The sequence below is a fragment of the Aquirufa sp. HETE-40SA genome (assembly GCF_054558635.1).
Map to the genome: position 1 here is coordinate 594,369 of NZ_JBPXKN010000001.1, position 17,689 is coordinate 612,057.

Annotated in this window: 19 protein-coding genes and 1 tRNA gene; 10 read left to right on the forward strand and 10 right to left on the reverse strand. The window is 41.6% G+C overall.

Translation table 11 applies throughout. The features are described 5' to 3' along the window. Nucleotides 1-45 precede the first annotated feature (45 nt). Nucleotides 46-1,503 (forward strand): sodium:solute symporter, encoded by a 1,458-nt coding sequence (locus ACRZ9O_RS02720; protein WP_459456117.1) that lies wholly within the window; start codon nucleotides 46-48, stop codon nucleotides 1,501-1,503. Here the strand turns inward: ACRZ9O_RS02720 and ACRZ9O_RS02725 are convergent. Both ACRZ9O_RS02725 and ACRZ9O_RS02730 read right to left on the reverse strand, forming a co-directional pair. Further along, on the reverse strand, nucleotides 1,480-2,829 hold the full coding sequence (locus ACRZ9O_RS02725) for an alginate export family protein (protein ID WP_459456119.1): 1,350 nt from the start codon (nucleotides 2,827-2,829) through the stop codon (nucleotides 1,480-1,482). The two genes, ACRZ9O_RS02720 and ACRZ9O_RS02725, sit on opposite strands and share 24 nt — an antisense overlap. A gap of 85 nt (nucleotides 2,830-2,914) precedes the next feature. Beyond that, nucleotides 2,915-2,986, reverse strand: a tRNA-Glu gene (locus ACRZ9O_RS02730). Between the two features lie 127 nt (nucleotides 2,987-3,113). Between ACRZ9O_RS02730 and glgB the strand changes: the two genes are divergently transcribed. Beyond that, nucleotides 3,114-5,012 carry a 1,4-alpha-glucan branching protein GlgB gene (glgB, locus tag ACRZ9O_RS02735; RefSeq protein WP_459456121.1) on the forward strand — a complete coding sequence of 633 codons (1,899 nt, stop codon included), beginning with the start codon at nucleotides 3,114-3,116 and terminating at the stop codon, nucleotides 5,010-5,012. Nucleotides 5,013-5,219: 207 nt separating this feature from the next. Here the strand turns inward: glgB and ACRZ9O_RS02740 are convergent, their stop codons facing one another. Next, nucleotides 5,220-5,627 (reverse strand): DUF2721 domain-containing protein, encoded by a 408-nt coding sequence (locus ACRZ9O_RS02740; protein WP_459456123.1) that lies wholly within the window; start codon nucleotides 5,625-5,627, stop codon nucleotides 5,220-5,222. 1 nt (nucleotide 5,628) lies between these two features. Further along, nucleotides 5,629-6,453, reverse strand: coding sequence for an orotidine-5'-phosphate decarboxylase (gene pyrF / locus ACRZ9O_RS02745; RefSeq protein ID WP_459457032.1), 825 nt, complete (start codon nucleotides 6,451-6,453; stop codon nucleotides 5,629-5,631). A gap of 66 nt (nucleotides 6,454-6,519) precedes the next feature. On the opposite strand from pyrF, the gene rfbC reads away from it, so the two are divergent. The 3 genes from rfbC to ACRZ9O_RS02760 are packed head-to-tail and all read left to right on the forward strand — an operon-like array spanning nucleotide 6,520 to nucleotide 8,550. Beyond that, nucleotides 6,520-7,059 (forward strand): dTDP-4-dehydrorhamnose 3,5-epimerase, encoded by a 540-nt coding sequence (gene rfbC / locus ACRZ9O_RS02750; protein ID WP_459456125.1) that lies wholly within the window; start codon nucleotides 6,520-6,522, stop codon nucleotides 7,057-7,059. Between the two features lie 25 nt (nucleotides 7,060-7,084). Next, complete coding sequence (pyrR, locus tag ACRZ9O_RS02755; RefSeq protein ID WP_223130465.1) at nucleotides 7,085-7,627, forward strand: bifunctional pyr operon transcriptional regulator/uracil phosphoribosyltransferase PyrR; 543 nt, start codon at nucleotides 7,085-7,087, stop codon at nucleotides 7,625-7,627. Between the two features lie 2 nt (nucleotides 7,628-7,629). Continuing rightward, on the forward strand, nucleotides 7,630-8,550 hold the full coding sequence (locus ACRZ9O_RS02760) for an aspartate carbamoyltransferase catalytic subunit (protein WP_459456128.1): 921 nt from the start codon (nucleotides 7,630-7,632) through the stop codon (nucleotides 8,548-8,550). Here ACRZ9O_RS02760 and ACRZ9O_RS02765 read toward each other — a convergent pair. After that, nucleotides 8,523-9,521: a glycosyltransferase family 9 protein gene (locus tag ACRZ9O_RS02765; protein ID WP_459456130.1), complete on the reverse strand. Its 999-nt coding sequence runs from the start codon at nucleotides 9,519-9,521 to the stop codon at nucleotides 8,523-8,525. The genes ACRZ9O_RS02760 and ACRZ9O_RS02765 overlap by 28 nt on opposite strands. A 68-nt stretch (nucleotides 9,522-9,589) precedes the next feature. Here ACRZ9O_RS02765 and ACRZ9O_RS02770 point away from each other — a divergent pair, with 68 nt between their 5' ends. Genes ACRZ9O_RS02770 through mtgA form a run of 3 tightly spaced genes read left to right on the forward strand, consistent with a single transcriptional unit; the run spans nucleotide 9,590 to nucleotide 12,744 of the window. Further along, nucleotides 9,590-10,819 (forward strand): M16 family metallopeptidase, encoded by a 1,230-nt coding sequence (locus tag ACRZ9O_RS02770; RefSeq protein WP_459456132.1) that lies wholly within the window; start codon nucleotides 9,590-9,592, stop codon nucleotides 10,817-10,819. A gap of 4 nt (nucleotides 10,820-10,823) precedes the next feature. Further along, the gene (gene hemW, locus ACRZ9O_RS02775) at nucleotides 10,824-11,939 is read left to right on the forward strand and encodes a radical SAM family heme chaperone HemW (RefSeq protein ID WP_459456134.1); all 1,116 of its coding nucleotides are present in this window, start codon (nucleotides 10,824-10,826) and stop codon (nucleotides 11,937-11,939) included. Between the two features lie 25 nt (nucleotides 11,940-11,964). Continuing rightward, a complete protein-coding gene (gene mtgA, locus ACRZ9O_RS02780) occupies nucleotides 11,965-12,744 on the forward strand; it encodes a monofunctional biosynthetic peptidoglycan transglycosylase (RefSeq protein WP_459456136.1) in 780 nt (259 codons plus the stop codon). Here mtgA and ACRZ9O_RS02785 read toward each other — a convergent pair. Both ACRZ9O_RS02785 and ACRZ9O_RS02790 read right to left on the reverse strand, forming a co-directional pair. Then, a complete protein-coding gene (locus tag ACRZ9O_RS02785; RefSeq protein WP_459456138.1) occupies nucleotides 12,739-13,056 on the reverse strand; it encodes an MGMT family protein in 318 nt (105 codons plus the stop codon). The genes mtgA and ACRZ9O_RS02785 overlap by 6 nt on opposite strands. Beyond that, the gene (locus tag ACRZ9O_RS02790) at nucleotides 13,056-13,628 is read right to left on the reverse strand and encodes a DUF3109 family protein (protein ID WP_459456140.1); all 573 of its coding nucleotides are present in this window, start codon (nucleotides 13,626-13,628) and stop codon (nucleotides 13,056-13,058) included. Before ACRZ9O_RS02790 ends, ACRZ9O_RS02785 begins: the two co-directional genes overlap by 1 nt. A gap of 58 nt (nucleotides 13,629-13,686) precedes the next feature. On the opposite strand from ACRZ9O_RS02790, the gene ACRZ9O_RS02795 reads away from it, so the two are divergent. Then, complete coding sequence (locus ACRZ9O_RS02795; RefSeq protein ID WP_459456142.1) at nucleotides 13,687-14,607, forward strand: lytic transglycosylase domain-containing protein; 921 nt, start codon at nucleotides 13,687-13,689, stop codon at nucleotides 14,605-14,607. Here the strand turns inward: ACRZ9O_RS02795 and ACRZ9O_RS02800 are convergent. Together ACRZ9O_RS02800 and ACRZ9O_RS02805 are read right to left on the reverse strand one after the other, a co-directional pair. After that, a complete protein-coding gene (locus tag ACRZ9O_RS02800; protein WP_459456144.1) occupies nucleotides 14,584-15,222 on the reverse strand; it encodes an O-methyltransferase in 639 nt (212 codons plus the stop codon). The genes ACRZ9O_RS02795 and ACRZ9O_RS02800 overlap by 24 nt on opposite strands. Then, complete coding sequence (locus ACRZ9O_RS02805) at nucleotides 15,223-15,993, reverse strand: class I SAM-dependent methyltransferase (RefSeq protein ID WP_459456146.1); 771 nt, start codon at nucleotides 15,991-15,993, stop codon at nucleotides 15,223-15,225. A gap of 91 nt (nucleotides 15,994-16,084) precedes the next feature. Here ACRZ9O_RS02805 and rlmB point away from each other — a divergent pair, with 91 nt between their 5' ends. Continuing rightward, entirely contained in the window at nucleotides 16,085-16,879 is a 795-nt protein-coding gene (gene rlmB / locus ACRZ9O_RS02810) for a 23S rRNA (guanosine(2251)-2'-O)-methyltransferase RlmB (protein WP_459456148.1), read from the forward strand. Here the strand turns inward: rlmB and ACRZ9O_RS02815 are convergent. Then, the gene (locus ACRZ9O_RS02815; RefSeq protein ID WP_459456150.1) at nucleotides 16,876-17,625 is read right to left on the reverse strand and encodes an SDR family NAD(P)-dependent oxidoreductase; all 750 of its coding nucleotides are present in this window, start codon (nucleotides 17,623-17,625) and stop codon (nucleotides 16,876-16,878) included. The two genes, rlmB and ACRZ9O_RS02815, sit on opposite strands and share 4 nt — an antisense overlap. Between the last annotated feature and the right edge of the window lie 64 nt (nucleotides 17,626-17,689).

Below are 17,689 nucleotides of genomic sequence, written 5' to 3' on the forward strand. Positions count from 1 at the left end.
GATGAATTTGAAATCAAATTTAAAAAAAAATCCGTTCCAAACCTTATGTCTGTACAATTAGCTGGAGGAATTCTTGCCCTCTATTTTGGCCTACTATTAGCGATCTCCTATTTTACCTCTAGAGGCGCTGATACCCATGCTTTTTTTACAGCAAATCGCGAGTCCCCTTGGTGGCTGGTGGCCTTTGGAATGATTGGAACATCTATTTCTGGCTTAACCTTTATTTCAGTTCCGGGTGCTGTAGGTAAGACCTACTTTACCTATTACCAAGTCATTTTAGGCCACTCCTTTGGTTATTTAACCATTGCTTTGGTATTAATGCCCTTGTATTATCGATTGAATCTGATATCCATCTACGGTTATTTAGAAAAACGCTTTGGTTTTTGGTCCTATAAGACGGGTTCTGCCTTCTTTTTATTGTCTAGAACCATCGGTTCAGCTGCTCGTTTGTATTTGGCGGTTAACGTTTTGCAAATTGCGATTTTCGCCCCTATTGGCGTGCCATTTATCGTGACCGTTTTCGTTTCTATCTTCTTAATATGGCTGTATACGCACCGTGGAGGTGTTAAAACGATTATTTGGACGGATACCTTACAAACCCTGTTTTTGCTCGTAGCGCTGTTCATTACGATTGTTTTAGTGGGCCAAAAAATGGACATGAGCATCCCTGACATGATTCAGCAAGTGAGCGCGAGCAAGTATTCGCATCTGTTTGAGTGGGATTGGAAGAACCCTCATTTCTTCGGAAAAGACTTCCTGGCGGGTGTTTTTATAGCCATCGTAATGACCGGTTTAGATCAGGATTTGATGCAGAAAAACCTGACCTGCAAATCGATCGGAGAAGCACAGAAAAATATGTTCTGGTTCTATTGGGTGCTTCTTTTCATTAATATCTTATTCCTTTCTTTAGGTGCTTTATTGTACATTTATTCCGCTTCGAAAGGGATAACTGTTCCAACTAAAACGGACGAATTGTATCCGATGTTAGCCTTAGGAGGTGAATTTGGAACCTTAGCTGCTGTGACTTTCCTATTAGGCATTATTGCTGCCTCTTATGCCAGTTCTGATTCGGCCTTAACAGCCTTAACGACTTCTTTCTGCATTGATTTCTTGAGTATCGAAAAGTTCAAAGAGGATAAGCAAAAGAAGATGAAACATTTCGTACACATCGGATTCTCGGCCTTGTTTTTCGTCGTAATTGGCCTGTTCCACATCTTCAATACCTCTGAATTAATTGCCGCGGTATTCAATTTAGCGGGTTATACCTATGGGCCTTTGTTAGGCTTATTCTCGTTCGGTTTGTTTACGAAATATGCCATCCGCGATAAATGGGTGCCTATTATCTGTGTGCTTTCGCCTATAATCACATTTGTCTTAGAAACACAGGCTCAGAGTTTATTTGGGGGATTTGGGTTCGCTAAATTGATCCTGAATGGAGCAATTTGCTTTATGATGCTTTGGTTTATTCGGGACAAAAACCTAGAATCGGTACACGTTGCGTAAGGCGTAATAGTGGACGTTTTGGCCTGAACCACTTTCTTTAAGGTAGTCTCCAGCAGCGCAATAACCTAGTTCTACTTGAAAGCTAAAGTGTTTAGTAGGGAAAAACTGGGCATCTAATGCATAAATATTACAGATATCCCTAGCAACACTTCCTAGATTTTTGCCTAGAATAGGCCTTGCTGGGGTCATATTAGGCGTAAAAATACCATCATCTGTGCTCTCTCGTGATACAAAAGAGGCTCTCCCTGTCACTAAACACTTCTTGAAGTCTTGATAGCGAATATAGGGGCTAAAATTCCAGGTATTCGTGATGTTTAAGGCGACGGTTTGGCCAAAAGGCGGTCGCGCAAACAAGGTATTAAACGTATTCAATTTAGAATCGGAAGCCGAACGATCACCTGGCACATAATTGCCCGAGAATCCGACATAAAACGCCTTTTTAAAGGCCACATTAAAGTCCCAAACACCCATAAAGGCAGCGATGGACAGGTCATTAAACTGACCCATTTGGCCCGCTAATTCAATATCGTAATTCCAACTTCCTGGACTAGAAAAGGACCTCAAACCAAACGTATGGCGCTTTTCTAAACCACGCTTGAACTTATATTCCCGCAAATCACTCTCGAAATAAAAATAATAGGGTTCAAACTGCATTCTTTTTTGAGCCCGGTAATTGGCATAGAGACCACCCAGAATTTCATCGGTTGGCTCATCGTCAAACACACCCGGTTTAATGCGAATCGGATGCGAAACGAAAGCATCCCATTGTAGATTCTTCAGCTGGTATTTTAAATTAATACCATAAAAAGGCGTTCTCGTATTAGGCCCTTCCCTAGTAGCCACAAATCGCTCCAAACCCAATGAATATTCCTGCTTTCCTACCCTTAGTTTCCATTGCCTAGAAAAAGGAATATCAACAAATAATTGATGCAGCGATAACACATTCTGATCCAATTGTCCCGTAATCGGATTAGGATTGAAGAAACGTGCCGTACTGTTTAGTTGTGTAAATACACGAAAACCTCGCGGCAATTCGATATTTGCGTGCAACATCATTCTATGCATGAGTTGATACGGACTCTGGGTCACAAAATCCGCAGGTACCTCCCCAAAATTAAAATGGGTATACGATTGATATTGCTCTCGCCACTCCCCTCCAAAACTTAATCTGATTTCTTTTCCCAGGCGAATTTCTTTCAAATAATCCGTTACTTCCTTCTTCAAACTATCATTTTTCAGGGCAGAAAAATTATCATCAAATCGCAAACGCGCAATTTGTTGGGCAGAAAGAGAGAAGGAAAGAAAGAGAAAAAAGAAAAGTCTCAAGTGTAAATAACAGATTCAAAAGACAAATGAACTGAATATAAAACAAAAAAACCACACGTCCTGTGTGGTTTTTTGCCTACCGAAGTAGTCCGTACGGGAATCGAACCCGTGTTTCATCCGTGAAAGGGACGTGTCCTAACCCCTAGACGAACGGACCATTATTTATTTTGGTGGCACAAAGGTAGGCTTTTCCCTTTTATATTCAAAACTACCTGCTAAAAAAGACTAATTATTTTCTAATTTATTTTCGCTATTTTAGCCTAAACATTGAAGCAGAACCCCTTATGGCGAACGTAATCCCCTATTCTAGACTAACTGATTTTGACGTTGCCTTATTCTTAAATGGCAAACATACAAGACTTTATGAGAAATTAGGGGCTTTCGAAATTGAGCACGAAGGAACGATAGGAACCTTTTTTGCGGTGTGGGCTCCCCAGGCTAAAAATGTATTTGTGACGGGGAATTTTAATTTTTGGGATCACTATTCTCACCCCTTATTTCCTCGATGGGACTCATCAGGTATCTGGGAAGGCTTTATACCAGGCGTAAGAACGGGGGAAACCTATAAATATGGTATTGAGACTACAGGTGGGGAATATTTGGAGAAACTAGACCCAATGGGCTTGTATTGTGAGGCACCGCCTAAGACAGCCAGCATTGTTTGGAATACCTATAAAGAGTGGAAAGATACGAAATGGCAAGAAGTTAGAGCGTCGAAAAATGCGCTGAATGCGCCGATGTCCATCTATGAGGTGCATTTAGCTTCGTGGATGAAGACCTTGGAAAATGACTACCTTTCCTATGACGATTTAGCCATAAAACTAGTGAATTATGTGAAGGAAATGGGCTTTACCCACGTAGAATTTATGCCCATCATGGAATATCCCTATGATCCATCGTGGGGATATCAAATCACTGGTTATTTTGCTCCTACCGCCCGTTTCGGGGATCCACAAGGTTTTATGCGCTTAGTAGAAGCCTTTCATCAAGCAGAAATTGGAGTGATTTTGGACTGGGTTCCGTCTCATTTTCCGGGCGATGCACACGGTCTATATAACTTTGATGGCGGTAGTACCTATGAGCATCCGGATCCGAAACGCGGTTATCACCCGGATTGGAAGTCCTATATTTTCGATTACGGTAAGAATGAAGTTCGTTCGTTCTTACTTTCAAACGCCTTTTTCTGGTGTGATCGCTACCATGTTGATGGTTTACGCGTAGATGCGGTAGCTTCTATGCTGTATTTAGATTATTCGAGAAACGACGGAGAATGGGAGCCAAATCAGTTTGGAGGGAACCATAACCTAGAGGTTATTTCCTTCTTACAAGACTTAAACAGCCACATCTATGCCGAGTTTCCGCATATCCAGATGATTGCAGAAGAGTCGACGAGTTTCCCTGGAGTAACGAAACCAGTCCATATGGGTGGATTAGGTTTTGGCCAAAAATGGATGATGGGCTGGATGAATGACACACTTCGTTTCTTCCAAAAAGATCCGATTTATCGCCAACACCATCTGAATGAGCTGACTTTCTCTTTGATTTATGCCTTTACAGAGAATTTCTGTCTACCACTTTCTCACGACGAAGTAGTCTACGGCAAAGGATCTCTTTTGAATAAGATGCCTGGCGATGATTGGCAGAAATTTGCTAACCTACGTCTGCTTTTAGCGGAACAATTTACGCATCCAGGATCTCATTTATTGTTTATGGGAGGAGAATTTGGCCAAAGAGAAGAATGGAATCACACCCAAAGCCTAGACTGGCACCTAACAGAAGAACATTCCCACAGAGGAATTCAAGAAACGGTGAAGGCATTAAATCAACTTTACAAATCTGAACCAGCTTTCTATAGCAAGCAATTTGACTATGAAGGTTTTGAATGGGTCGAATCGAATGACCAAAGTAATTCGGTGATTTCGTATATCCGAAAAGGAGAAACAGCGAAACAACAAGTGATTGTGATTTTGAACCTAACCCCTGCACCACGGGATGGATACCGGATAGGAGTTCCGCTCCCTGGGGTTTGGAAGACCGTATTCAACTCTGATAAGGGCGAATTCGGAGGAAGCAATTACCCTGTTTCAGGCGCTACGATGACCGAAGAAATCAACTGGCAAGGGAAAGCGTTCTCAATTGCTATCAATCTCCCTCCTCTTTCTGCGCTTATTTTAAAGGCCTAACTAATGGCACTAAATGGCTAGAAACAATAAAGACTCAGAAAAATTCCGAGCCTTTATTCAATCCGCCTAAGTAGTATTTTCAATGACCGAAGTCATTTAAAATCTTCGTTTGTATGAAATGTAATTATTGTACACAAAAATAGTAAATAATTTATAGGCGGAAAATATTTTAGTATATTTTTTTTACTATTCAGTTATAAAATAGTACTATTTCTTTTTATTGATACTCTCTTCCATATCTGAGAGTTCTACTTCTAATGCTTTAGTTGAAATGGTTATCTCCCAAGCACTGAGGGCTAAAGAAATACACATGCCCACTAACCCTATCCCGAAAAACCAGCGAGCTACTAATTGTTCATTCATAAATAGAAGAAACATGCATACAACGCTCAAAATCAAACTGATGATGGCAATAATCTGCATGCGTTGAATCAACTTCATCCGTAAACGAAGATTATCAATTTGCATCCGAATCGAATCATCTGGGTTCTGTTGGAACTTTTCGTGTAAACCCCGAATTAACGAAGCCATCGACATAAAGCGATTCGTAAAGGCGATCATCAACAAAGAAACTGTTGAGAACAATAAGGCGGGGGTACCGATGCTTAATTCCATGTTACTTATAGTATTGATCGAGTAATTGATTCATTTCTTCTTGTACTTTTTTCGCCTCTCTGGCTGCAGAAATCGAGGTATCATCTCCAGCATAAATGATGCCACGGGAGGAATTCACCAACAGACCTACGCGACTGTTCATTCCATATTTGGCCACATCTGAAAGACTACCACCTTGGGCTCCAACACCTGGCACTAAAAAGAAATTATCCGGTGCTATTTCACGGACTTTGGCAATATAATCAGTCCTAGTCGCTCCTATCACAAACATTAATTGATCTGCGTTCCCCCATTCCATGGATTTACGCATCACGTGCTCGTAGAAAGGAATACCATTTGAATCCTTCATTTGTTGAAAATCGTTACTTCCTGGATTAGAAGTTAAGGCTAACAAAATCACCCACTTATCTTCAAATTGCAAGAAGGGACTCACCGAATCCTCGCCCATATAGGGTGCAACCGTCACAGAATCGAAATCAAAACCAGCACGAGCAGGCTCAAAAAAAGTTTGAGCGTATTTCGTTGCCGTATTTCCAATGTCGCCTCGTTTAGCATCAGCGATAGAAAAAACGTCTTTAGGCATATAGTCCATCGTTTTCTGTAAACTTTCCCAACCAGCAGGTCCTAAAGCTTCGTAAAAAGCGATATTAGGCTTATAAGCCACCGTATAAGGCAAAGTGGCATCGATGACCGCTTTATTAAAGGCAAAAATGGGATCTTGTTCTGTCTTGAATTTACTGGGAATCAACGAAATGTCGGTATCTAGACCCACACATAAAAAGGATCTTTTTTGCTCAATCTGCTTAATTAATTCCGCTGAATTCATGTGAAAGAAGGAAAATAGGATTAATTTTGCCACAAATCTATCCCTTTCCCTTCCAAAAAACAATTTATGGAATTCATTACCCATCGTTTGTCCGGAGTTATCGAGTGTGTACCTACTAAATTTCACGATGAGCGTGGTTATTTTTATGAGTCTTATAACCAGAAGCGCTTTGCAGCGAATGGAATCCCCGAAGATTTTGTGCAAGACAATTATTCCTTCTCTTCGAAAGGAGTGTTACGTGGCTTACACTTCCAACACAACCCAAATGGACAAGGGAAATTAGTGCGAGTAATGACGGGAAAAGCATTGGACGTCGTAGTTGACTTGCGCAAGGACTCCCCCACTTTTGGACAGCATGAAAAATTCGTTTTAGATGCAGATAAAGGCAATATGCTCTATGTTCCCATCGGTTTCGCCCACGGCTTTATCGCGTTGGAAGAGACCATTTTTGTGTACAAATGCACCAATTTTTGGAATAAAGAGGCGGAATCAGGCATTCGTTGGAATGATCCACAATTAGGCATCGAATGGGGTGTTGAAAACCCGATTGTATCGGATAAGGACCAAATTCTACCTGACTTCAACCCGAACCAGGCAATCTTTTAAAAAAAATTATAGTATCTTTGCAACAATGACTCGTAAGCTGATTTTATCAAGCCCATTACTCGAAATAACCATATCTCGGTTATGCCAAGAGCTCATTGAAAATCAAATCAACGGTGTTGAAACCGTTATTCTAGGCTTACAGCCCCGCGGAATTTTCTTTGCAGAACGTATCGCAAAAGAACTAAGTAAACACCTTGAAAAAGCTCCTAGTGTAGGAAAAATTGACGCCACGTTCTTCCGCGATGACTACCGCCGGAGAGAAACCGTATCGCCTAATTCAACCGATGTCCCCTTTTTGATCGAAAACAAGCGTGTTATCTTAGTGGATGACGTTTTAGCCACAGGCCGAATGGTTCGGGCAGCGCTGGATGCGATGAATAGTTTTGGGAGACCGGCTAAAGTGGAATTATGTGTCTTAATCGACCGTATCTATAACCGTGATTTGCCGATTAACGCAGATTACGTGGGTAAAAGTGTGAATACCTTACCCACCGAAAAAGTGCTCGTAGAGTGGACAGAACAAGGCCACGAAGCGGACAGAATTTGGTTAATTCCTCAACCTGAATAACTATGTTAAAGTCGCCACACTTATTAGGAATCAAAGATCTGGATGAAGAATCCATTCAATTGATTGTTAAAACGGCCAGAGAATTTAAAGAGGTCCTAAACAGACCCATTAAAAAAGTTCCTTCTCTACGCGATGTGACGATTGCCAATATCTTCTTTGAAAACTCCACCCGTACCCGATTATCCTTTGAATTAGCTGAGAAAAGACTCTCCGCTGACACGATTAACTTCTCAGCATCAGGCAGTTCAGTGAAAAAAGGAGAAACCTTGTTAGATACCGTAAACAATATTCTAGCGATGAAGGTGGATATGATCGTGATGCGGCACGCTAGTCCAGGTGCGCCTCATTACTTAGCCAAACACATTAAAGCGAATATCATTAATGCAGGCGACGGGACGCACGAGCATCCAACGCAAGCCTTATTAGATACCTTCTCTCTACAAGAAAAACTAGGCGATTTAGCCGGCAAAAAGATCGCCATCATTGGTGACATTTTGCACTCCCGAGTAGCCCTTTCCAATATTTATGCCTTGAAAAAACAAGGAGCAGAAGTTCGCCTTTGTGGACCTAGCACCTTGATTCCGAAGCACATACAAAGTTTAGGCGTCGAAGTTTCTCACGACGTAAAGAGTACCTTAGCCTGGTGTGATGCAGCGAACGTGTTGCGTATCCAGTTAGAGAGACAACAAATTAAGTACTTCCCGAGTCTTCGCGAATACTCGCAGTTCTTCGGGATCAATCGCGCGATGCTGGAGGAATTACCCAAAGAAATCGTTTTAATGCACCCAGGCCCAATAAACCGCGGGGTGGAATTAAGTTCTGATGCAGCAGATTCGCCGCATTCAATCATCTTAGATCAGGTAGAAAACGGCGTGGCAGTGAGAATGGCCGTGCTTTATTTACTTGCTTCGAGAGCTTCGTAAGCCAATAACATTTTTTGGGTTGAAATGTAATTTCCGCAGGCATAATGGCCTAGTGGGCAATTTTTCTTGCCATGATCACCGCAAGGACGGCAATCTAATTTCTCTGATACCTCGATGATTTGACTTTGATCCGCTAAAGGTCCAAATCCAAAATCAGGAATCGTAGAACAGAACAAGGCGACTGTAGGAACATTAACCGTCGAAGATAGGTGCATCGGACCGGAATCGTTGACGAAATTACCTTTGCTTTGGGCAAAAATAGACGTAGACGCTAAGAGCACGTGTTTCCCCGTTTCATTAAAGATAGGCCAGCCAGTGCAGGCTTGTTCAATTTCATCTGACAAATGCTTTTCATTAGGCGAACCCATTAACACAACTGCCTGATCACGAGGCAGTAAATGAATAAAATCGATCCATTTCTGAATGGGTAAACGCTTCGTCTCCCACACACTTCCAGGGGAAATACAAATGTAATTTTTAGCGGGTGCTGATACCTTCGAAGGATTCAAGAAAGGTTTGTGCACCTTCTCCCCTAACCAATCGCTCAATAAAGCCGTATTTCGTTCTACCTCGTGAATGCCATTACCGAAAGGATGCGGATAAGCTTTTGTAAAAAACCAGGAAAGTGGATTTTTTGCAAACCCATAAACCTGTTTGGCACCAATCATCAGACTCAACAAACCCATTCCGAAGAATCGCTGTACCAAAAAGACTTTATCGAAGGATTCTTGCTTCAAATTAGTGCGTAAATCAAGCCAAGACGCCCGTTTATTGGACTTATCATAGGTCCAAACGCGCGCTAAACAAGGATGTGTGTAGGCCTGAAAAATAGACTCATTCCCTTTCCTTACTAACAAATGAATGGCCGTTTCAGGGGATTCTATCCGGATTTTCTCCAATAATGATGTCACTAAAACAGCATCCCCGAGGAATGCGGTCTGAATAATTAACACCTTGGACACTGGATTCATAGAGGAAAAGGAAGCGATTAGCCATAAAATTACTTATTTTTGAGACATTTTTCACCAAAACCCCATTTATGAATTCCATTCACCTGCATACCCTCTCAAACGGAATCACGGTGGTGCACAGACAAGTGCTTCACACGGAGATTTCGCATTTAGGGATAATGTTAGACATAGGTAGTCGGGATGAATTAGCCGGAGAAGAGGGTTTAGCGCACTTTTGGGAGCATATGGCCTTCAAAGGGACGAAGAAAAAGAACAATATGCAGATTATTAACCGCCTCGAAGTTTATGGCGGAGAATTGAATGCCTATACCACCAAAGAAAAAATCTGTTTCCACGCCTCCATTTTAAGCCCTTATTTCGAACGGGCCTTAGAACTATTAACTGACATCACGTTTGAATCCGTGTTTCCTGAAAAGGAAATGGAGAAAGAGCGTTCGGTAATTTTAGAGGAAATGTCGATGTATTATGACGCTCCGGAGGAAGCCATTCAGGATGATTTTGATGAATTACTTTTCCCTAATCATCCACTAGGTGTAAATATATTAGGAACGACAGAGACGGTTCAGGCTTTCCAAAAAAAGGACCTCGAAACATTCATTGAACGTAATTTAGACACCTCACGCATCGTCTTTTCCTCCATCGGAAAATTAGACCCTGCTAAAGTTTTTGCTTGGGCAGAAAAGCATTTAGGATCCATCAAAGCGAAGAAGCAAATCGTGAAACGCCTTGCGCCTTCATCGATGATCCCTCAAACTAAAGTCATCAAAAGAGGCATTACACAGTCCCACGTTGCTTTAGGGCGCCAATCCTTTGCTATTGAAAATCCGAATAGACTCGCCTTCTTCCTACTCGTGAATCTATTGGGTGGACCTGGAATGAACTCCCTACTGAACGTTTCGGTTCGGGAACGACACGGGCTTGTGTATTCAATCGAAGCGAGTTTAACCTCCTTTTTAGACTCCGGTTATTGGGCCATTTATTTTGGGACAGAGCCAAATCAGGTGAACAAATCCTTGAAATTGATTCATAAAGAGTTTGCCAAACTGCAAGAAAAGGAGTTGTCAGCACCTCAATTGACTAAGATAAAAAGCCAATTAAAAGGGCAATTAGCCATGGCAGAGGAGGGAAACCTTAATTTCATGTTGATGATGGCTAAGAATCTCTTAGATCGAGAGAAAATTGAAAGCTTAGACGAAATTTTCGAACAAATTGACCTCATCGACAGCGCGCATATTCAATCGCTGGCGAAAGAAATGCTAGATCCTGCTACTTTGAGTTGTTTGATTTTCGAACCTTAATTCAGTGCACCTATACCTCCATATCCCCTTTTGTAGGCAAGCTTGTCATTATTGCGATTTTCATTTTTCGACCAATACGAGCAGAAAAGAGGAAATGGTCAACGCATTATGCCGTGAAATACAAGCGCAGAAGGACTATTTAGGAGGCGCTGAATTACATACGATCTATTTTGGAGGAGGAACCCCTTCCCTCTTATCTGCTACAGATTTAAATACGATTTTCAACACGATTCGCAGCTTTCATCACGTCGCAAGCGACGCTGAAATTACCTTAGAAGCGAATCCAGAAGATTTAACGCTGGATTATTGCCAAATGATTGCCTCAAAAGGAATTAATCGCCTGAGTATCGGCATTCAATCTTTTCAGGAGAAAAACCTAGTCTTGATGAATCGAAACCACCAGGCATCCGATTCTATCCAAGCGATCCAGAATGCTCAAAAAGCAGGTATCAACAACATCAGTATCGATTTGATTTATGGAATTCCCTCTAACTCTGAAGTAGAATTAGCCGAAGATCTAGAAAAGGCCACCTCATTGGGAGTCCAACACATTTCAGCTTACAGCTTAACGGTGGAACCTAAAACGGTTTTTGGCGTTCAAAAAAAGAAAGGGACTTTCCAAGAGATACCGGATTCCGCGATGGCAAAAGCCTTCAACCAAGTACGAGATTATTTAGAATCTAAAGGTTATGAGGGCTACGAAACCTCGAATTTTGCGAAAGAAGGCCATTATTCTATCCACAACACCAGTTACTGGCAGCAAGAACCCTACGTAGGCGTTGGACCTTCCGCGCACAGTTTCAATGGCCATTCCAGGCAATGGAATGTGGCGAATAACGCCAAATATATGTCAGAGGGTCTCGCATTAGTGGAGAAAGAAAATCTTAGTCCAGCCGATCAACTCAATGAATACCTCATGGTTCGCTTGCGAACAAAATGGGGTATTGACTTGAACTATGTGCGGGAGAGCTTCGAAAAAATGGGACAAATTTATCCTGAAAAGGAATTTCAGACCTGGATTGCGAAAGGTTTCGCTCGAATTGAAAATGACAGTTTAATACTAGAAGGCGAAGGTAAATTAATTGCTGATCGTTTAAGCAGTGATATTTTTGTGGTCTAAGCCCTTTTTGTAATTTTACAACCCTATGGCAAAGCGAATCGAATACGATAAAAAATCTCCAATCCCATCCAACGGAAGTAAAAAGTTTGAACGCTTAGCGAAGAAAAGCCCTAAAAAACGCACCTGGCTAAAGAAAATCGGCTTCTTCTTCCTCTACCTATGGATTTTTAGCCTGTTTACGGTCGTATTTCTAAAATTCTTCCCTGTCTATTTCACCCCTACTATGGCTTCCAGGAAGATTGATGCGCTCCTAGAAGGAAGACCATCTAAAATTCACAGCCAATGGACATCCTACAAAGAACTCGATAAAAATGTGGCAATCGCCGTGATTGCCTCCGAAGATCAGGCTTTCCCAGATCACCACGGATTTGATTTTGACGCGATGTGGGGCGCAGTGAAGCACAATATGAAGGGTAAAAAAATCCGTGGAGCTAGCACCATTTCTCAACAAGTAGCAAAAAACGTCTTTTTATGGCAAGGCAGAAGCTATGTCCGAAAAGGCTTAGAAGTCTACTTTACGTTCTTGATTGAATTGATTTGGGGCAAAGAACGCATTTTAGAAGTCTATCTGAATGTGGCTGAGACGGGACCAATGACGTTTGGCGTGGAAGCGGCCTGCCGCCAATATTATGGTCACAGTGGAACCGAGATTTCGGCCTCAGAAGCGGCTAGAATTGCAGCGGTTTTACCGAGCCCAAACCGCTTTTCCATCGAACATCCCTCCGCTTATGTACGCAAACGTACCTCTGCGATTCAACGCCAAATGAAAGGCTTAGGGGGTAAAAACTACCTGAAAAATCTATAATAACTCGACGGAAGGATCCCAGAAATGGGTGGAGAAATCTTTAATTTGATCATCTTTGATCGTCAGGCCTTCTGCTTCTAATAATTCCTGCATTCTATTCCCTCCAAAAAAGTTCTTTCCCGTTAAAACGCCATTGCGATTTACAACTCGATGAGCAGGAATATTCGCTTGACCGTGCGATGCATTCATCGCCCAGCCCACTAATCTAGCCCCTCCTTTAGAACCTAAATAGCCCGCAATAGCTCCGTAAGTCGACACTTTGCCGGAAGGAATCAACGCTACTACCTGGTAAATCGCTTCAAAATCAGCCATTATTCTTCTTTACGCTCTTCGATCTCTTGACACAACTCCGCATACCACTTCTCCCCAAATTTGCGAATCAAGGGCTCTTTCAAAAATACATAAATAGGAACACCCAAGGACGCTCCATTCGAACACGCGTCAGAACAGATAGACCACCGATCGTAATTTAAGGCCGTATAATCGGCTAATTTAGCCAATCGAATCGGGTACAAATGACATGAAATAGGCTTTCTGAAATCCGTTTTACCGGCAAAATAAGCTTGCTCAATCCCACATTTCAAATGCCCTTTGTCATCATATAAGGCATAGGCGCATTCTCTTCCTTTAATCACGGGTGTAGAAAAGTCACCATCGTCATCCTTTACCCATGCTCCTGATTTTTCAATTTCTTTTAACCCTATTTCAGATAAAAAGGGCTTGATATCCTCTTGAATACGTTCTAATATCTCTAATTCGTCTTCCTCTAATGGAGCCCCTAAATCGCCCTCTACGCAGCAAGCGCCTTTGCATTTGGCTAAATCACATACGAAAAATTCGTCTGCTACATCGGAAGAGATTACCGTATCGTCAATTAAAATCATCTGGTTATTTTTGAACCACAAAGGTACATATTATAGTTTATATAGGTAATTTTACCCTATGAAATCCCTTTGGATACTTTTATTAATACTTTTATTCTGTTTTCCGGTTTTTGCCAAAACCGAGTTTCCCGACTCCCTTTTGATCGGAAACGTAAAGGTATTCATCCATCCTTCCGCTAAATCCATCCTAGAAACAGAGCAAAAGCGCTTAGGGAGCAGCAAGAAATTTGTGGAAGGAATGAAAGAGAAAATGCGCTTCTATTTTCCAGTTATGGAGCCTCTTTTACAATCAGCAGGGATTCCCAATGAGTTCAAATACCTTTCTGTTCAAGAAAGTGGATTAAATCCGATCGCTGTTTCGAGCTCGCAAGCCGTAGGATACTGGCAATTTAAAGCAGGTACTGCGACGGATGTGGGAATGAAAGTGAATGCGAATGTGGATGAACGAAAACACATTATCGAGGCTACAAAAGGCGCCGCGAACTATTTTACTCGAAATAACCGGGTTTTAAATAACTGGGTGGGGACACTTCTCTCCTACCGAGTGGGCTTAGGAACAGCGAAGAAAACTTCCTATGTGATGGATTGGGTGGGAAAATCGGACATTCAGGTGGATTCGAGCACGGATTGGTACGTATTACGTTTCTTAGCCTATCAAAAATTTTGGGCAGATGAATTCAAAAAAGATGATTCACTAGGTATTCAGCCGGTAAATCAAGCCAAACTCATTTGCTACGATAATTCCTGCGGCAAAAACCTCTATGAAATCGCGGATGAATTGAATGTAAGCTACAATGATTTAAAGAAATACAATCCGTGGCTATTGAACGATTACGTTCCTGGAGATAAGAATTACATCATCTACCATCCTTCTACAGTAACCTTCTTCGAAAATTCCATCCAGATTCCTGAGATTTTACAGCCTGATGATTTTCTGTTACCGCCTAAAAAGAAGTTAGATAACCCGCAAAAGGAATAGTCCATCTCGAATAGGCAACAAAAGAGGCTCCACACGTGAATCGTTAGCTACTTTTGTATTGAAGTCACGCAAAGCTTGTGTTGATTTATCTTTAGCCGCTTCTTCTATGATTTTACCACTCCAAAGCACATTATCCACTAATATAAGTCCTCCTGGACGCATTTTATCGATAACTAAATCAAAATAAAGGGCATAATTACGCTTATCCGCATCGATAAATACCATATCTAAAGGGCCTTCTATGGCAGAAATTTCGTGAGCGGCATCCGCGATGCGGTAATCAATTTGCTCTTTATAAGCAGATCGATCAAAGAACGAACGAGTGAAGGTTTCCAATTCTTCGTTCACATCAATCGTAATCAAACGACCACCTTTTTTTAATCCTTCCGCCATACAAAGGGCAGAATAACCCGTGTAAGTGCCTATTTCGAGGATGAGTGAGGGTTGATAGACTTTGGCAATAAAGGACAAAAAACGCCCCTGTAAATGACCCGAAAGCATTCGAGGCTGCAATACCATCGCGTGCGTCTCCCTTACTAACTCCCTTAATAAGTCATTTTCGGGTTCCGTATGTAAACGCGCATATTCCTCAATGCCGTGGTCAATGAATTCCATCTATTTGATACCCGTATAAAAGAAGTCCAATGAATTATCAGGATCTTGGCTAAGGAAATAATCGTCCACCTGAATCGATGAAACAAGTGAATTATTTGACTTAGACATCGATAAGCGACTCATGCGATTCGCGATATCATAAGGTACTTGTAACCAAGTTCTTGGTAATTTATATTGTAAGTTGAAAATATCAAATCGAGTGATTCGCTTAACTGCTACCTTATTTTCTTCATAATAATCCATCACTTTTTGATTCCCATGCACCCCTTCCGTCACTACTTCAGAGAAGTGTTTCTTCATTAAATCTCGTAATTCTGGAGCTAAATACTCCCGTACGTGCCACGGATTACGGGTTAAAGAGAATTTCTTATTCACGGTTGTTAAATACAATTTCCCACCCGGCTTTAACACGCGAGCCGCTTCCGCTAAAAAGAAATCATCGTTTTCGATGTGCTCGATCACCTGAAAAGTTACGACAAAATCGAAGTGATTCGAAGGCAAATCTTTTAAAGGTGGCAAGAACATATCGATAAACTTGAATTTAGGATAAGTCTTCGATAAACTCTCCATCAATTCCGTATTCTTGTCCACTCCCGTATAGTCACTTACCTTATCCGCTAAAACACCTACCCCGCGTCCTGTGCCGCATCCAATCTCAAGAACATTGCCAGAAAGTAATTGGCTGACGTGGATATAAGGATACAATAAACGCTGGTGAACGGGATTATCTGAAGGAATATCAGAGGAAGCAATTTCGGTAGTTTTATACATTCTAATAAGATTAAGAGACAAAGGTAAGGAATTATCTAGCTGAAATGTTAAAAAAAATGCCGACCTTCGTGCAAAATTTTCAAGCAACAACGTGTCAGAAGAAAACGCATCAAGACCCCCATTTAAGAGACCATTTAGACATTTTACAGCTCCGGTAACAGACAATAAAGAGTTTGTGTTTGGGGTGCAATCTGTACTAGAAACCCTTCGTTCTGGAAAGGAAATTGATCGTTTATTAGTTCAAAGAGAGTTAGGAAACACCGAAATCCTTGATTTAGCCAAAGAAAAAGGCATTCAAGTGCAGAAGGTACCTTTGGAGAAATTAAACCGAATTACACGGAAAAATCACCAAGGAGCCATCGCTTTCGTTTCAGCTATTCACTATGCAAAATTAGAGAATGTCATTGCAGACACCTTTGAGAAAGGCGAAATACCCTTTATTCTGATTTTGGACCGCGTTACAGATGTGAGAAACTTCGGTGCTATTGCACGTACGGCAGAATGTGCGGGTGTTCACGCGATCGTTTTACCTTCTCGTGGAGCCGCTCAAATCAACGCAGATGCAATGAAAACATCCTCTGGTGCTTTAAACTTTATTCCGGTTTGTAGGGAAGATAGCTTAATCCAAACGATTGACTTCTTGCAAAACTCGGGATTACGCGTAGTGGCTTGTACAGAAAAGGCTAAAAGCACGATCTACGAAATAGACTACAAAGATCCGATCGCCATCATCATGGGATCAGAAGAAGACGGAATCACAGACGAAATCATCCGTAAATCAGATGAGATCGCTAAAATCCCTCAAGCAGGTCAAGTAGGATCGCTAAACGTATCGGTTGCGGCAGGTGTCATCATTTTTGAGACCGTTCGCCAACGTTCTATTTAATTTTTTCGAAGAATCTGGAAAGCTGAAGCTTGCGCTGTCGGCAAAATAGTCACGTCCGCAATGTTGACGTGAGCTGGTGCTGAGACGATATAACGAATCAATTCTGCTACATCTTCTGCAACTAAAGGTTCGTATCCGGCATAAACTGCTTCCGCCTTAGTTTGATCTCCTTTAAAACGCACTTCAGAAAATTCGGTAGCCACCGCTCCTGGAGCCACATTAGACACTTTAATGCCAAATGGATTTAAATCCTGGCGCATTCCTGCAGATAAGGCCTCTACTGCCGCTTTGGACGCACAATACACATTCCCATTCGGATAAGTTTGCTTTCCTGCAATAGAAGACAGATTAATAATATGGCCCGATTTTCTTTCGACCATCCTTTTAATTACTTCTTTCGAAACATATAATAAGCCAGTTACATTCGAGGCCATCATCGCATCCCAATCAGCTACATCTCCATCTTGAATAGCGGACATACCATGTGCATTACCCGCATTATTTACCAAGACATCTATATTTTTCCACTCAACCGGAAGTGATTCAAACGCCTGGATAACGGAAGTTTGATTACTCACATCAAACGTTAAAAGGATGGATTTAACAGTTAAACTGGCCTGCAACTCCTCTAAACGTTCCTTTCTTCGACCACAAAGGATTAATTGAAAACCCTCGTTTGCTAAGGATTGAGCTGTGGCGCGACCGATTCCGGAACTCGCACCTGTGATGCAGGCGATTTTTTTCATAGGAATAAATTTTATGCGAAGGTAAGCGCAAAGAGGTGTTCTAAAAAATTTGAGCGTAATTTGT

What these genes read in the sequence shown, in the direction of transcription:
- ACRZ9O_RS02720 (WP_459456117.1), top strand. Translation starts at nt 46, where the DNA reads ATGTCTGTACAATTAGCTGGAGGAATTCTTGCCCTCTATTTTGGCCTA.
- glgB (WP_459456121.1), top strand. Translation starts at nt 3,114, where the DNA reads ATGGCGAACGTAATCCCCTATTCTAGACTAACTGATTTTGACGTTGCC.
- ACRZ9O_RS02740 (WP_459456123.1), bottom strand. Translation starts at nt 5,627, where the DNA reads ATGGAATTAAGCATCGGTACCCCCGCCTTATTGTTCTCAACAGTTTCT.
- pyrF (WP_459457032.1), bottom strand. Translation starts at nt 6,453, where the DNA reads ATGAATTCAGCGGAATTAATTAAGCAGATTGAGCAAAAAAGATCCTTT.
- rfbC (WP_459456125.1), top strand. Translation starts at nt 6,520, where the DNA reads ATGGAATTCATTACCCATCGTTTGTCCGGAGTTATCGAGTGTGTACCT.
- pyrR (WP_223130465.1), top strand. Translation starts at nt 7,085, where the DNA reads ATGACTCGTAAGCTGATTTTATCAAGCCCATTACTCGAAATAACCATA.
- ACRZ9O_RS02760 (WP_459456128.1), top strand. Translation starts at nt 7,630, where the DNA reads ATGTTAAAGTCGCCACACTTATTAGGAATCAAAGATCTGGATGAAGAA.
- ACRZ9O_RS02765 (WP_459456130.1), bottom strand. Translation starts at nt 9,521, where the DNA reads ATGAATCCAGTGTCCAAGGTGTTAATTATTCAGACCGCATTCCTCGGG.
- ACRZ9O_RS02770 (WP_459456132.1), top strand. Translation starts at nt 9,590, where the DNA reads ATGAATTCCATTCACCTGCATACCCTCTCAAACGGAATCACGGTGGTG.
- mtgA (WP_459456136.1), top strand. Translation starts at nt 11,965, where the DNA reads ATGGCAAAGCGAATCGAATACGATAAAAAATCTCCAATCCCATCCAAC.
- ACRZ9O_RS02785 (WP_459456138.1), bottom strand. Translation starts at nt 13,056, where the DNA reads ATGGCTGATTTTGAAGCGATTTACCAGGTAGTAGCGTTGATTCCTTCC.
- ACRZ9O_RS02790 (WP_459456140.1), bottom strand. Translation starts at nt 13,628, where the DNA reads ATGATTTTAATTGACGATACGGTAATCTCTTCCGATGTAGCAGACGAA.
- ACRZ9O_RS02795 (WP_459456142.1), top strand. Translation starts at nt 13,687, where the DNA reads ATGAAATCCCTTTGGATACTTTTATTAATACTTTTATTCTGTTTTCCG.
- ACRZ9O_RS02800 (WP_459456144.1), bottom strand. Translation starts at nt 15,222, where the DNA reads ATGGAATTCATTGACCACGGCATTGAGGAATATGCGCGTTTACATACG.
- ACRZ9O_RS02805 (WP_459456146.1), bottom strand. Translation starts at nt 15,993, where the DNA reads ATGTATAAAACTACCGAAATTGCTTCCTCTGATATTCCTTCAGATAAT.
- ACRZ9O_RS02815 (WP_459456150.1), bottom strand. Translation starts at nt 17,625, where the DNA reads ATGAAAAAAATCGCCTGCATCACAGGTGCGAGTTCCGGAATCGGTCGC.